This window comes from Pigmentiphaga sp. CHJ604 (assembly GCF_036972535.1).
GTDB lineage: Bacteria > Pseudomonadota > Gammaproteobacteria > Burkholderiales > Burkholderiaceae_B > Pigmentiphaga > Pigmentiphaga daeguensis.
On record NZ_CP136998.1, the window covers coordinates 2,452,957 to 2,467,239 of the forward strand.

At 69.0% G+C, this 14,283-nt stretch carries 13 protein-coding genes; 5 read left to right on the forward strand and 8 right to left on the reverse strand.

The annotated features are described in order from the left end of the window. The first annotated feature begins 9 nt into the window (after window positions 1-9). Together R4823_RS11805 and R4823_RS11810 are read left to right on the forward strand one after the other, a co-directional pair. Entirely contained in the window at window positions 10-981 is a 972-nt protein-coding gene (locus R4823_RS11805; RefSeq protein ID WP_279818425.1) for a tripartite tricarboxylate transporter substrate binding protein, read from the forward strand. Window positions 982-1,013: 32 nt separating this feature from the next. After that, window positions 1,014-2,594 carry a sulfatase-like hydrolase/transferase gene (locus R4823_RS11810; RefSeq protein WP_279818424.1) on the forward strand — a complete coding sequence of 527 codons (1,581 nt, stop codon included), beginning with the start codon at window positions 1,014-1,016 and terminating at the stop codon, window positions 2,592-2,594. Window positions 2,595-2,682: 88 nt separating this feature from the next. On the opposite strand, the gene R4823_RS11815 is transcribed toward R4823_RS11810, so the two are convergent. The 3 genes from R4823_RS11815 to hmgA are packed head-to-tail and all read right to left on the reverse strand — an operon-like array spanning window position 2,683 to window position 6,294. Continuing rightward, window positions 2,683-3,657: a tripartite tricarboxylate transporter substrate binding protein gene (locus R4823_RS11815; RefSeq protein ID WP_279818423.1), complete on the reverse strand. Its 975-nt coding sequence runs from the start codon at window positions 3,655-3,657 to the stop codon at window positions 2,683-2,685. A 25-nt stretch (window positions 3,658-3,682) separates the two neighbouring features. Continuing rightward, complete coding sequence (fahA, locus tag R4823_RS11820; protein WP_279818422.1) at window positions 3,683-4,966, reverse strand: fumarylacetoacetase; 1,284 nt, start codon at window positions 4,964-4,966, stop codon at window positions 3,683-3,685. Further along, window positions 4,963-6,294, reverse strand: coding sequence for a homogentisate 1,2-dioxygenase (hmgA, locus tag R4823_RS11825; protein ID WP_087841219.1), 1,332 nt, complete (start codon window positions 6,292-6,294; stop codon window positions 4,963-4,965). Before hmgA ends, fahA begins: the two co-directional genes overlap by 4 nt. A gap of 137 nt (window positions 6,295-6,431) precedes the next feature. Here hmgA and R4823_RS11830 point away from each other — a divergent pair, with 137 nt between their 5' ends. Then, the gene (locus R4823_RS11830) at window positions 6,432-7,259 is read left to right on the forward strand and encodes an IclR family transcriptional regulator (RefSeq protein WP_087841220.1); all 828 of its coding nucleotides are present in this window, start codon (window positions 6,432-6,434) and stop codon (window positions 7,257-7,259) included. Between the two features lie 153 nt (window positions 7,260-7,412). Here R4823_RS11830 and R4823_RS11835 read toward each other — a convergent pair whose 3' ends face one another. From R4823_RS11835 to R4823_RS11850, 4 genes are all read right to left on the reverse strand, one after another. Next, window positions 7,413-8,627 (reverse strand): VWA domain-containing protein, encoded by a 1,215-nt coding sequence (locus R4823_RS11835; RefSeq protein ID WP_279818419.1) that lies wholly within the window; start codon window positions 8,625-8,627, stop codon window positions 7,413-7,415. Between the two features lie 245 nt (window positions 8,628-8,872). Continuing rightward, window positions 8,873-9,175 carry a Dabb family protein gene (locus R4823_RS11840; RefSeq protein WP_087841222.1) on the reverse strand — a complete coding sequence of 101 codons (303 nt, stop codon included), beginning with the start codon at window positions 9,173-9,175 and terminating at the stop codon, window positions 8,873-8,875. A gap of 35 nt (window positions 9,176-9,210) precedes the next feature. Continuing rightward, window positions 9,211-10,311, reverse strand: coding sequence for a class I SAM-dependent methyltransferase (locus tag R4823_RS11845; RefSeq protein ID WP_243724619.1), 1,101 nt, complete (start codon window positions 10,309-10,311; stop codon window positions 9,211-9,213). 54 nt (window positions 10,312-10,365) lie between these two features. Beyond that, the gene (locus R4823_RS11850) at window positions 10,366-10,998 is read right to left on the reverse strand and encodes a class I SAM-dependent methyltransferase (protein WP_087841223.1); all 633 of its coding nucleotides are present in this window, start codon (window positions 10,996-10,998) and stop codon (window positions 10,366-10,368) included. Window positions 10,999-11,073: 75 nt separating this feature from the next. Between R4823_RS11850 and gor the strand changes: the two genes are divergently transcribed. Further along, window positions 11,074-12,429, forward strand: a complete 1,356-nt coding sequence (gor, locus tag R4823_RS11855) for a glutathione-disulfide reductase (protein WP_087841224.1) — start codon at window positions 11,074-11,076, stop codon at window positions 12,427-12,429. A gap of 11 nt (window positions 12,430-12,440) precedes the next feature. Beyond that, window positions 12,441-13,295, forward strand: a complete 855-nt coding sequence (locus R4823_RS11860) for a 3-keto-5-aminohexanoate cleavage protein (protein WP_087841225.1) — start codon at window positions 12,441-12,443, stop codon at window positions 13,293-13,295. 25 nt (window positions 13,296-13,320) lie between these two features. On the opposite strand, the gene R4823_RS11865 is transcribed toward R4823_RS11860, so the two are convergent. Continuing rightward, window positions 13,321-14,283, reverse strand: coding sequence for a tripartite tricarboxylate transporter substrate binding protein (locus R4823_RS11865; RefSeq protein ID WP_087841226.1), 963 nt, complete (start codon window positions 14,281-14,283; stop codon window positions 13,321-13,323).

Below are 14,283 nucleotides of genomic sequence, written 5' to 3' on the forward strand. Positions count from 1 at the left end.
GGAGACAACATGGGTGCGACCCGTATCCTCGTCGCGGCCTGTGCCACATTCGCCGTGGCCGCGACCGCCGCCGCGCAGCCGGCGGCCTTTCCGTCCCGTCCCGTGCGCATCGTCGTGCCTTTCGCCCCGGGCGGTGCCGTGGATGTGATGACGCGGCAACTGGCGCGCGTGATGTCCGAGCAGCAGGGCTATACCGTCATCGTCGAAAACAAGCCCGGCGCCTCCGGCCTGATCGCCTCCGAGGCGGTGGCCAAATCCGCGCCCGACGGCTACACGCTGCTGATGGCGACCTCGAACACGCATGGCGTGAACAGCTTTCTGTTCAAGCAACTGCCCTACGACCCGGTCAAGGACTTCGCGCCGGTGGCGATGGTGGCCGACAACGTCGTGGTGCTGCTGGCGCACCGGTCGTTCCCGGCGACGACGTTCCAGGAAGCGGTGGCGCTGATCCGCAAGACGCCCGGCAAGTACAGCTATGCCTCGCCCGGGTCGGGCACGGTCCATCACATGGGCATGGAACTGCTGAAGGCGGCCGCCCACCTGGACGTGGTGCACGTGGGCTACAAGGGTGCCGGTCCCGCCATGGCCGACCTGGCGGCCGGACACGTGCCGCTGATGATGGGCGGCATCGCGCCCGCGGCGCCGTTCATCAAGTCGGGCGCGGTGCGCGTGCTGGCCGTGGCCAACCCCGAGCCGTTCCCCACGCTGCCCGGCGTGCCGCTGTTCAAGGACGTGGCGCCGGAGGTGTCCGTGACCTCGTGGATGGGCTTGACGGCGCCGGCCGGCACGCCCGCCGCCGTGGTCGACCGGATCAATGCCGACGTGCGCAAGGCGCTGGACAAGCCGGGTTTCGCGCAGACCATGGCCGAGCTGGGCATGGTGCCCCGCCCGATGAGCCCGGCCGACATGGGCCGCCAGATCGCCGCCGACATGCCCAAGTGGAAGCGGGCGGTGCAGATTTCCGGCGCCACCGCCGAATGAGCCCGGCCGACTACGCTTCGATGGAATCCCCGATGCCGCAATCGCAACGCCCCGTCAATTTCCTGTTGTTCATCACCGACCAGCATCGCGCCGACCATTTGGGCGCCTATGGCAACCGTGTCGTCGCCACGCCCAACCTGGACGCGCTGGCCGCCGCCGGCTGGCGCGGCGACGAGATGCACGTCGCCACGCCCATCTGCATGCCCAACCGCGCCAGCCTGCTGACCGGGCGCTACCCCTCGGCCCATGGCGCGCGCCACAACGGCATTCCGCTCGACCTGCAATCGGCCACCTTCGTGGACGTGCTGCGCCAGGCCGGCTACCGCACCTCGCTGGTGGGCAAGGCGCATTTCCAGAACATGACGGACAATCCGCCGCCGTGGCCGCCCAATCCCGCCGACCGGCTGGCGCGCGAGGCGAAGGTGCGCGGGCCCGGGCGCTACGACCAGGAGAACCGCAACAAGTGGCTGACCCAGGAGGGCTACGACCTCGACTATCCGTTCTACGGCTTCGAGGACGTGGACCTGGTGGACGATCACAGCGACTCCGTCCACGGCCACTACCGCCAATGGCTGCGCCGGCACCATCCCGAGGTGGAGGCCCTGATCGGGCCGAAGGCCGCCACGCCCGCGCCGGACTACGTGCTGACCTCGTTCGGCCAGGCCTGGCGCACGGCGGTGCCCGAGGAGCTCTATCCCAGCGCCTACATCGCCGACCGCACCATCGAGCGCCTGGAGCGCGCCGGCGGCCAGCCGTTCTTCATCCAGTGCTCGTTCCCCGATCCCCACCATCCCTTCACGCCGCCGGGCAAGTACTGGGACATGTACGACCCCGACGAAATGGAGCTGCCGCCGTCCTTCCACACCGGCGAGGCGCCGCTGCCCCATGTCGAATGGCTGTACCGGCAGCGCGACAGCGGCAAGGCGGTCAAGCACACGCCCGCCATCTTCGCCTGCACCGAACGCGAGGCCAAGGAGGCGCTGGCGCTGAACTACGGGTCGATCACCAACATCGACCACCAGATCGGCCGGGTACTGGCGGCGCTGAAGCGGCTGGGGCTGGAGAACGACACGGTGGTGATCTTCACCAGCGACCACGGCGACTATCTGGGCGACCACCAGTTGATGCTGAAGGGCCCCATCCACTATCGCGGCCTGGTGCGGGTGCCGTTCATCTGGCATGACCCGCGGCAGCCGGTGCGGGGCGCCGGCAGCGCACTGGCCAGCACCATCGACGTCGCGCCCACGATCCTGGCGCGCGCGGGCGTGGCCGGCTTCAATGGCATCCAGGGCAAGAGCCTGCTGGACGTCATGGCCGGCAAGGCCGAGCGCGTGCGCGAACACCTGATGATCGAGGAAGAGGGCCAGCGCGTCATCCTGGGCTTCGACGCTCGCATCCGCTGCCGTACCCTGCGTTCGGACCGCTATCGCCTGACGATCTACGACGGCGCCGAGTGGGGCGAGCTGTACGACCTGGAACGGGATCCCATCGAGGCCAGAAACCTGTGGGACGATGCCGGGTATGCGGGGGTCAAGGCCGACATGATGCAGGCCCTGGCGCGCGACATGCTCCATCACATCGACACCAGTCCCTATCCCGACGCATTGGCATGACCCCCCCTACGCGCTGACGCGCGCCCCCCAGGGGGCGATGCGAGCGGACTGGCAAAGCCAGATCCGCCGCATCCTGGGTGGTAGCGAATCAGTCCAGGGTAATCTTGAGGTCGCGGATCAGTTTTTGCCAGAGGTCGCTTTCGCTCTTGACCAGGGCGGCGTATTCCTGGGGCGTGCTGCCGACGGGCTCGATGCCGAACTCGACCAGCTTCTTGTTCACGGCCGGGGTCTTGATGGCGGCGGTGACTTGTTTCTGCAGCGTGGCGATGACCTCGGGCGGTGTGTTCGCGGGGGCGACCATGCCGACCTGGGCCGAGGCTTCCACGCCCTGGATGCCCAGTTCCGCGAAGGTGGGCACGTCGGGCAACTGCGGCAGGCGCGTGGGGTTGGCCACGGCCAGCGGACGGACCTTGTGGCCCTTGATGAAGGCGTTGCCGGCGGCGAGGTCGGTCATCATGGCCGGCAACTGGCCGCCCGCCACGTCGACCAGCGCGGGCGCGGCGCCGCGATAGGCGATGTGCAGCATGCGCATGCCGGTGCGTTCCTTCAAGAGCTCCATGGCCAGGTGGTGCGGGCTGCCCGCGCCGGCCGAGGCGTAGCTGTACTTGCCAGGCTGGCTCTTGACCTTGGCGATGAAATCCTTGGCGTCCTTGAACTCGGTGCTCGGCCCCACGATCAGGATCATGGGGAACTTGCCCATGAGCGTGACGGGCGCCAGGTCGCGCGTGGGGTTGTAGCTCAGGTTCTTGTACAGGGCGGGGTTGAACACCAGCGTGCCGTTGTCGGCCGACAGCACCGTGTAGCCGTCGGGCGCGGCGCGCGCCGTCTCGACCGCGCCGATGGCCGTGTTGCCGCCGGGCTTGTTGTCGACCACGACGGGCTGCTTGATGATCTCGGACAACTGGGCGCCGATGGTGCGGGCCAGGAAGTCGGAGCCGCCGCCCACCGCGTAGGGAACGATCCAACGGACGGGCTTGGAGGGATAGGCGTCGGCCGCCGCGGCCGCGCCGGTCCAGAGGACCAGCGTCGAAGCCGCCAGTGCCGTCGTCCACGTATTTTTCATGCTTGTCTCCTTGGAATTGTCATGCTTAGGGCAAAGCGGGCAGGATGGTGCCGGCGCACGAGCCGAAGCCTACGCGGTAGCCGTCGCCCTGGCACCAGCCGGTCAGGATGACTTCATCGCCGTCCTCGATGAAGGCGCGGGTCGCCCCGCCGATGTCCACCGGATGCTTGCCGTTGACGGTAAGTTCCAGCAGCGACCCGTACGAGCCGGCGTCGGGCCCGCTGATCGTGCCGGATCCCATCAGGTCCCCCACCCGGGTGTTGCAGCCGGACACCGTATGGTGCGCCAGTTGCTGAGCCATCGTCCAGTACATGTACTTGAAGTTGGTGGCGGCGAGGGTGGCGGCCTGTTCCCGGCCTTGCGGGCGCAGCGAGACTTCCAGGTGGATGTCGAAGGCGTGCTGGCCGTCGTGGCGCAGGTAGGGCAGGGGTTCGGGTTCCTGGCGGGGCTGCCGGGTGCGGAAGGGGGCCAGGGCGTCCATCGTGACTACCCAGGGCGAGATGGTGGTGGCGAAGCCCTTGGCGTTGAAGGGGCCCAGCGGCACGTATTCCCAGGCCTGGATGTCGCGGGCGCTCCAGTCGTTCAGCAGGACCATGCCGAAGATGCGCGATTCGGCCTCGTCGCTGGACACCGGTTCGGCCATGCCGTTGGGCACGCCGACGAAGAAGCCGGTCTCCAGTTCGAAGTCCAGCTTCAGGCAGGGCGAAAACACCGGCCTTTCCTGGTCGGGAAGCTTGATCTGCCCGTTGGGACGCCGCACGGGCGTGCCGCTGACGACCACCGACGAGGCGCGGCCGTTGTAGCCGATGGGGATCTCCAGCCAGTTCGGCAGCAGCGCGTTCTTGGGATCGCGGAACAGGGCGCCGACGTTGGTCGCGTGTTCCTTCGAGGAATAGAAGTCGGTATAGCCGGGGATCTCGACCGGCAGCAGCAACGTGGCGCCTGCCTGCGGCACCAGCGCCCGGGCGCGCGCCGCGGCGTCGTCGCGCAGGGTGGCGGTATCGGCGGCCAGCAGCGTGCTGACCTGGCCGCGCACGCTGCGCCAGGTGTCCCGGCCGGCGGCCATGAAGGCGTTCAGGCTGCCCGCGGCGAACAGGGGGCGGGGCGTGCGCAGCAGGCCGGTCTGTTCGAGGCGGGCCAGGTCCAGGATCTGGTCGCCGATGGCCACGCCCACCCGGGCGTCGGCGTCCGCGGACGGCTTGAATACGCCGTAGGGCAGGTTCTGGATGGGGAAGTGGCTGTCGGCGGCATTGGCCGACTCGACCCAGCTTTTCAGGCCGGGGGCGATCGTGGGATCGGCGGGGTTCATCGGGTCTCCGGGGAAAAATGCTTGGTCAGGTTCTGCCAGCACTGGAAGTACTGGCTTTGCAATTGGGCCGTGTCCAGCGCGTAGCGGGTGGGCTTGATGACGTGGCGGGTCTCGAACATGAACGCCATCGTATCGCCGACCTTGTGCGGCCGGGAGGTGTCCGCGCGCGAGGCTTTCTCGAAGGTGTCGCCGTCGGGGCCGTGGCCCGTCATGCAGTTGTGCAGGCTGGCGCCGCCCGGCACGAAGCCCTCGGCCTTGGCATCGTAGGCGCCGTGCACCAGGCCCATGAATTCGCTGGCCACGTTGCGGTGGAACCAGGGCGGGCGGAAGGTGTCCTCGGCCGCCAGCCAGCGCGGCGGGAAGATGACGAAATCCAGCGAGTCCACGCCCGGGGTGTCGCTGGGGGCGTGCAGCACCAGGAAGATGGACGGATCGGGATGGTCGTAGCTGATCGAGCCTATGGTGTTGAAGCGCCGCAGGTCGTACTTGTAGGGGGCGTAGTTGCCGTGCCAGGCCACGACGTCCAGCGGCGAATGGCCGATGTCGGCGCGCCAGAGGCGGCCGCCGAACTTGGCCACCAGCTCGAAGCGGCCTTCGCGGTCTTCATAGCCGGCGCGGGGCGTCAGGAAGTCGCGCGGGTTGGCGAGGCCGTTGGAGCCGATCACCCCCAGGTCCGGCAGGCGCAGCAGTGCGCCGAAGTTTTCGCAGATGTAGCCGCGTGCCTCGCCGTCGGGCAGCGACACCTGGAAGCGGCAGCCGCGCGGCACGACCGCGATCTCCTGCGGTTCGAGGTCGATCACGCCCAGCTCGGTGGCGATGCGCAGGCGGCCTTGCTGCGGCACGATCAGCAGTTCGCCGTCGGCGCTGTAGAAATAGCGGTCCCGCATGGAGCGGTTGGCGGCGTAAAGGTGGATGGCGCAGCCCTGCATGGCGTCGGCCGAACCGTTGCCCGCCATGGTGATCCAGCCGTCGACGAAATCGGTCGGCGCCTGCGGCATGGGCAGAGGATCCCAACGCAACTGGTTGGGCGAAGTCGGCGGTACCTGGCTGAAATCGCTCACCAGGCGCGGGCTTTCCATGGGTTCGAAGGGCAGGTGCACCGCGGCGGGACGTATCCGGTACAGCCACGACCGGCGATTGTGGCTGCGCGGCGCGGTGAAGGCCGTGCCGGACAATTGCTCGGCATACAGTCCGTAAGGGGCGCGTTGCGGGGAGTTGCGTCCCACGGGCAGGGCGCCTGGCAGGGCTTCGGTGGCGAACTCATTGCCGAAGCCCGACATGTAGCCGGTGCTGGCGGCGGTTTCGGCGGGGTGGGCAGGCGTGGTCATGGTCGTCTTCGGTAGGGGAGCGGGATTTACGTTGAAAGTAATACGTTTACGTTAAGCGTAATTTTTGTTGGCTGCGGCGTCAAGTAATTACGTCATGCGTGCTAGGATTACGTTAAACGTAATCGTGCGAGGGCGGCGTGGCCACCAAGGAAAGAACGGACGCGGGCGAGGACGAGGCGCCCGCGCGCGCGGGCAGCGGAGTGCAGGCGCTGGAAACCGGCCTGACGGTGCTCGACGCCTTCGCCGACGTCGTTCGCCCCATGATGCTCAAGGAAGTCGCCCTGGCGGCCGGCATGCATCCGGCCAAGGTGCATCGCTACCTGGCCAGCTTCGTCAAGCGCGGCTACGTGGAGCAGGATCCGCAGGGGCGCTACAGCCTGGGGCGCGGCGCGCTGCGCATCGGCCTGGCCAGCCTGGCCTCCCTGGACGCCGTCCGGCTGGTCACGCCGCTGCTGGACGAGCTCAGCAACGCGCTGGGCGAGACCGTGCTGGCGGCGGTCTGGGGCAACCGCGGGCCCACCGTGGTGCAGTGGCGCGACTCGCCCCGGCCGGTCATGGTGAACGTGCGCCCCGGGTCGGTCCTGCCGTTGCTGTCGTCGGCCACCGGGCGGGTGTTCGCCGCCTTCATGGAGCCGCCGCTGACAGCGTCGCTGGTCGAGGAAGAGCTGAAGGAGCGGGCGGCCGAGGGCGCATACCCCTCGGACGACCGGGAAGTCGCGGAACTGCTGGACGGCGTGCGCGCGCTGCACCTGGGCCGAGTCACCGGCGACGTCCTGCCCGGCGTGGACTCGGTCAGCTCCCCCGTCTTCGACTACGACTCGCGCATGGTGCTGGCCATCACCGCCCTGGGCAACAGCGCCCGCTTCGATTCCGACCCCGCCGGCCCCATAGCCACCGCGGTCCGCCAGGCCGCCGCAACCCTGTCCCATCGCCTGGGTTACCCGGGCGCCGCCAGGTCCTCATAAGAAAAAGCCGCTCGACAGAGCGGCAAATGACTGCACCCAACACCAGTATGACCCTGGCGAAGGATGGCGCGAACTCCGTACCATCCCCAATATCGCGGGTTCGTGATCAATCTGAATCTGCGAATATTTCCGCTCTTCAAGACCCCCCGAGGCTCAATACTCCGCCGTAAGCGTGATCTCCCCGCGGATGTCCGTGCCGTTGTTGATGACCACGCGTACGGTCTTGGGCTTGCCGTCCGCCTTGCCGCGATAGGTGACGATGTAGCCGCCGGCCGCGACTTCGGCGATGGGCAGGTCGATCAGGCTGAATTCCTTTTCGTCCCATTCGAAGTAGGCTCCGCCGGTGCCCGCGGCGCCCGCGAAAACCTTCATGTCGGTGTGCTGCCGCGGATTGTCGATCGCCGGCGATACCACGTGCACGACAGCCTTGCCCTTGAGCTTGGTGATGAGATCGGCCGCCAGAGGAGGGATCCAGCGACCGCTGATGCTGGCCTCGGAATAGGTCGATCCGTTGTGCGATACCACATCGGTGACCACGATCAGCACGCGTTGTGCGCCGGTACGCCAGGGCGTCTTGTCGTAGGCGAACTGCAGTGCGCCGACTCCGTTCTCGGGGCCGTCGCCGCCCCCCGTCGCGGTTTCCTCGGTGATGAACTGCTTGAACTTGGCGAAATCGGTGGTGGGCGCGAAGACCTGGCGTTCGCTCGGGTCGAAGGCCGGCGGCTGGGTGCTGCCCGTGCCGAGGCGCGGGGAGCCGGTGGTCTTGGTGTCGAACGCATCGCCGAAGGTGACCGCGCCCAGCTGGACGTCCAGGCCGCTCTTGCCGAGAAAGTCGGCGAACTCGATGATGGACGTCTGCACGCTCTTGAGGGCGCCGCTCATGCTGCCCGTCGTGTCGAACACGAACACCACGTCCGCCTTGGCTCGCGTCGAATCCTCGCCGATGCGGCGCACGGTGTGGCCCTTGACGATGCCGTTCTCCACCACGACGAAGTCATCCGCTTCCAGGTCGGGAACGCCCGCGCGCGTCAGGTTCGCGCGGGTGGCCGCAAACTTGTTGGGACCGGAGCGCATGGACAACTGCCGGGCCGACAAGGTCGTGGCGGTCGGCGCGGCGAAACCCGCGATGTTGATGTCGAACAGGCCGCTGCCATCGGTCCTAGCGGCGACGGACCCGGCCGCCGTGATGGTGGGATCGGTGATCGGCGCGGGCGGCTTGGCGGTGCTGTCGGCGTAGGGGTCGGGCGGCGGCGGGGTGCCCGGGTCGCCTCCGCCGCTCGAGGTGACCGCCCCGTCTCCGCCGCAGCCCGCGAGGAATCCCGCGACCAGCAGCGCCATCAATCCATTCCTGGAAAACAGTTTCATCATCGTGCTCCCTGACGTCCCCCCCTGGGGGCGCATGCCATGAATGCGCGGCGCGCGGACCATCCTGGTGAAAGAGGGTGGGCCGTGCGACGCGGACTGGTGTTGAACCGCGGTCCGAATCGGATCAGGGGTTCGTGCAGGGGATGGTAGGGAGGAACCGCAGGCCGCTGAATATGGCAAACGGCGGGCCGGAACTAGGCCGAAAGGGGGAGGGGAGCCGCGCCTCGGGCGTGGGCGCGGCGAGGGAATCAGGCGATTTCGTAGTCGACCATGCAGCCGGAGCTGAGATAGCGATCCATCCTGGCGCGCGTTTCCATGTGGACCGGATGGGCGTGATAGGCCTGCAGTGCGTCGCGGTCGGTGAATACCGTGTAGACCACGACGTCCAGCGCCTTGCTGGACGTGCTGAAGTTCAGGCCCGCCTCGGATTCCAGCAGGCCCGGGATGCGTCCGCGCTGTGCCGCGATGGTTTCGCGGATGATGGCGAAGACCGATTCGCGGGTCTCGCCTTCCTCGAGTTTCAAGCGCCACATGGCGATGTGCTTGATCATGGAAGCTCCTTGGTGCGTGCGTGGAAGTGGTTCGTCTAGCGCGCCGCGAGCCGCCACAGCGCCGTGGTTTCGGCGGCCCGGGCCGCGTGCAGCGGGTCGTTCCCGTCCCGGACCTTGGGATGGCGGGGGCGGGTCTCGATCCGGTCGATCACCCGCAGGCCGGCGTTCTCCACCAGGGACAGCAGTTCGTCCCGGGAGCGCAGGCCCAGGTGTTCGGCCAGGTCCGACAGGATCAGCCAGCCTTCGCCTTGCGGTGCCAGATGTGCGGCCAGCCCGGCCAGGAAGCCGCGCAGCATGCGGCTGTCGGGGTCGAAGACCGCGCGGTCCAGGCCTGCGTGCGCGGGGCCGGGCACCCAGGGAGGGTTGCAGACGATGAGTTGCGCGCGGCCCGGGGGAAAGAGATCGGCCGCTTCGACGCGGACACGGTCCGCCACGCCGAGCCGGTCGATGTTTTCGTGCGCGCAGGCCAGCGCGCGGGGATCGGCGTCGGTCGCCACGATGCGGCGCACGCCGCGCCGGGCCAGCACGGCGGCCAGGACGCCGGTGCCGGTGCCGATGTCGAAGGCGGTGTCCTGGCCGGGCAGCGGCGCCTGGGCCACCAGATCCACGTATTCGCCGCGTATCGGCGAGAAGACTCCGTGATGCGGATGGATGCGGGCGCCGAGCGCCGCCACGGGCACGCCTTTCTTGCGCCATTCGTGGGCGCCGACCACGCCCTGCAATTCACGCAGCGAGACCACGGCGTCGCGGCCGATCTCGCCGTAGGCTTCCCGGCAGGCCTGCCGCACGTCGGGCGCCCGCCGCAGCGGAATGCCGAAATCCGCGTCCAGGGGTACCAGCAGCATGCCCAGCGCACGTGCCCGTTGCAACTGGGCCTGCCGGTACAGATGGAAGGTCTGGGTGATGGTCGCGCCCGGCTTGAACGGCCGGCGGTCCGCTCGCCGCGCCATGGCCTGCAGCAACAGGCGGGCGTTCTGGAAGTCGCCCCGCCACAACAGCGCCGTGCCTTCGCAGGCCAGGCGGTATGCCTGGTCGGCCGGCATGCGGTCGTCGGCGGCCGCGACGCGCCGGGGAGGAGGATGCCCCCCGGCCGACAGCCATGCCGCCTCGCGGGGTTCGGGATCGTTCCAGTGCAGGATGTCGTCGGCAGTCGTCACGGCGGGAAAAGGCAAGGGCGAAGGGGGCCGAGTCTACTCCATCGGCGCGGCCCGGCGCCGCCAGACCGTGGCGAGCCAGGGTTGCTGGGCGCGGGGCAGGCCGGCGGGCCGGTAATAATGTTCGAGTTCGTCGAAGCCGGCGGCGTCCAGGTAGCGGCGCCATTGCTCCAGGTCGTGGTAGACGCCGTAGCGGCCCCGGTTCCAGCCTTCCTCGTTGTTGCCGCGCGGGTTGGAGCAGAACAGCACGCCGCCGGGCTTGAGCGTGCCGCGCAGCGCCGCCAGCACGCGCGGCAGGTCCTGGCTGGGGATGTGGAACATCGAGGCGTTGGCGAAGATGCCGTCGAAGCGGCCGGCGGGCAGGTCCAGCGCCAGGAAGTCCTGGCACCATACCTCGCAGCCGCTGTGCGAGCGCGCCATGGCGGCGAAGGACGGCGAGCCGTCCAGGCCCACGGCCTCGTGGCCGCGCTCGCGGAAGGTTTTCAGGTCGCGGCCCGGCCCGCACCCGAAGTCCAGGATGGCCAGGGGCGGGGGCGCGGCGAGGTGCCGCAGCAGCGCGTCGATGTTCTGCCCGACGTCGTGGTCGCGCGTGCCCTCCCAGAAGGCGGCGGCGTTCCGTTCGTAGTAGTCCAGCGTGGGGGCGGAAATGTCTCGGTGGGGGTCGGTCATGGGGTTCGGCGGCGTGGGCCGTGCGGGTTATGATCCAGGGCCTACGTATACGATCTTGTCGCGGAGACCTGCCTGATGCCTGCGTTCGACTACGACCTTATCACCATTGGCGCCGGTTCGGGCGGCGTGGCCGGTTCGCGCCGGGCCGCGTCGTACGGCGCCCGCGTGGCGATCTGCGAGGACGGCCGGGTGGGCGGGACCTGCGTCATCCGCGGCTGCGTGCCCAAGAAACTGCTGATGTACGGCTCGCAGTTCGCCGATGCCTTCCAGGACGCGGCCGGCTACGGCTGGAGCGTCCCGGACGCGAGCCTGGACTGGGGCGCCCTGGTGGCCGCCAAGAACCGCGAGATCGATCGCCTGGAAGGCATCTACCGCCGGATGCTGGACCAGGCCGGCGTGACGCTGATCGAAGGCCGGGCCGTAGTGGTGGACCCGCATACGGTCGAGGTCGCCGGCAAGCGCCATACGGCCGAGCGCATCATGATCGCCACCGGCGGCCATCCCGTGCTGCCCGACATCCCCGGCATCGAACTGGCGATCACCTCGAACGAGGCGCTGTCGCTGGACAAGCTTCCGGATGACGTGCTGATCGTGGGCGGCGGCTATATCGCGCTGGAATTCGCGGGCATCTTCCGCGGCGCCGGCGCGCGCGTGACCCTGGCCATCCGGCGTGACCAGGTGCTGGGCGGATTCGACCAGGACATCCGCCAGAGCGTGGCCGAAGGGCTGCAGCGGCGCGGCGTCGTCATCCGGCCGCACACCCGCGTGGTGGGAATGGCGCGGCGCGACGGCCGCATCGCCGTGCAGATCGACGATGGCGAGATCTTGATGGTCGACCAGGCGATGATGGCCACGGGCCGCGCGCCCAATACCCGCGGCCTGGGGCTGGAGGCCTGCGGCGTGGCGCTGGGCGAGCGCGGCGAGATCAAGGTGGACGGCCAGTCGCGCACCAGCGTGCCCAGCATCTACGCCGTCGGCGACGTTACCGACCGCCTGAACCTGACGCCCTGGGCCATCGCCGAAGGGCGGGCCCTGGCCGAGACGCTGTACAACGACAATCCCATGCAGGCCGATGCCGAGAACGTGCCCGCGGCCGTATTCAGCCAGCCGCCGGTGGCCACGGTCGGCCTGTCCGAAGAAGATGCCCGCAAGCGCTACGGCAAGGTCCGCGTCTATCGTTCGCGCTTCCGGCCGATGAAGAACACGCTGTCGGGCCGCGACGAACAGACCATGATGAAGCTGGTCGTGGACGACGCCAGCGACCGGGTGGTGGGCTGCCACATGGTCGGCCCCGATGGCCCCGAAATCATCCAGGGCCTGGCCATCGCGATGAAATGCGGCGCGACCAAGCGGCAGTTCGACCAGACCATAGGCCTGCACCCGACGGCGGCCGAGGAGTTCGTCACCATGCGCGAGCCGGTCGGCGCCTGAGAGAAGGAAAAATGAACATGCCCGCTTCCGCCCCGTCCAGCCTGGATGCCCCGCTGATCGTCACCGTGGCGCCCAACGGGGCCTACAAGAAGACCGCCGACCACGCCGCGGTGCCGGTCACCCCCGGCCAACTGGCCGAGACCGCCAAGCGCTGCCTGGACGCCGGCGCGGCCATGCTGCACATGCACGTGCGCAAGGCCGACCAGTCGCACAGCCTGGAGCCCGAGGCCTACCTGGCCGCCACGCGCGCCGTGCGCCAGGCCGTGGGCAACGAACTGGTGGTGCAGATCACCACGGAAGCCGCGGGCGTGTACGCTCCCGACGAACAGGTCGCCTCGGTGATGGCCGTCAAGCCCGAGGCCGTGTCCGTGGGGCTGCGCGAGATCGCGCTGGGCCCGCAGGCCGATGCCCGCGTCGCCTCGCTGTTTTCCTGGCTGGCCCGGGAAAGGGTCATGACCCAGGTCATCCTGTACGACACCGGCGACGTCGAACGCTGGATGGACTACCGCCGCCAGGGCGTGGTGCCCGACGCGCCGTGGTTCGTGCTGTTCGTGCTGGGGCGCTACAGCGCCGGCCAGACCTCGTCGCCGTCCGACCTGCTGCCTTTCCTGGCCGCCTACGACCATGCCCATCCATGGGCCATGTGCGCGTTCGGCCGCCACGAGCACGCCTGCGCGGCGGCGGCGGCCGCGCTGGGCGGGCATGCGCGCGTGGGGTTCGAGAACAACCTGTACTTGCGCGATGGATCCGTCGCCGGCGACAACGCCGCGCTGGTGCGGCAGGTGGCCGAGGTCGCCGGTGCGCTGGGGCGCAGGATGGCGACCGCGGACCAGGTGCGCGCGCTGTTCCTGGGCGACGAGCGCTAGGCTCGCGCCCGCCGCATCCGCCGGATCAATCCAGGCGGATGTCCGCGGCCCGCACGATTTCTCCCCACTTGGCCGCTTCGGCGCTGCGGTACTTGGCGAAGTCCGCCGGCGTGCCGCCTAGCGGCTCGGTGCCCGAGGCCGCCAGTTCCTGCTTGTAGTCGGCGCTGGACAGGATCTTGTTGACGGCCTTGTTCAGCGTGTCCACCGTGGCGGCCGGCGTCGAGGCCGGGGCGACCAGGCCGAACCACGCTTCGGAGGCAAAGCCCGGCAGCGTCTCGGCCACGGTGGGGATGTCCTCCATGCCCTTCACGCGCCTGGGCGAAGCGACACCCAGCGCCCGCATCTTGCCGCCCTTGACGAAGGGCAGCGTGCTGGGGGAATTGTCGAACATCACCTGCACCACGCCCCCCATGAGGTCGGTCGCCGCCGGCGCGCTGCCGCGATAGGGAATGTGCTGGATGCCGATGCCCGCCTGGGTCTTCAGGAGTTCCATCGTGAGATGGCTGGTGGTGCCGTTGCCCTGCGAGCCGTACGACAGCTTGCCCGGGTGCTTGCGCGCGTAGTCCACCAGTTCGGCCACCGTCTTGAACGGCGCGGACGGATTGGCCACCAGCATGATGGGCACCGCGGCCACCAGGGCGACCGGCGCGAAGCTGGTGGCCGGGTCGTAGCCGGGGTTCTTGTACAGGTGCTGGTTGATGCTGAGCGGGCCGGCGGTGGACAGCAGCAGCGTGTAGCCGTCGGGCTGGGCGCGTGCGACGGCCTGCGCGCCGATGTTGCCGCCGGCGCCGGGACGGTTCTCGACGACCACCGTCTGCTTGAGTTCCGTTCCCAGGCGCGCCGCCAGCGACCGGGCGATGATGTCCGTCGTGCCGCCCGGCGGGAAGGGAACGACGAAGGTGATGGGTTTTTCGGGATAGGCGGCGTGGGCGGACGCGCCGGCGGCAAGCATGGCCGCGGCCAGCAGGAAGCGCGGGTTCAAGGGCAT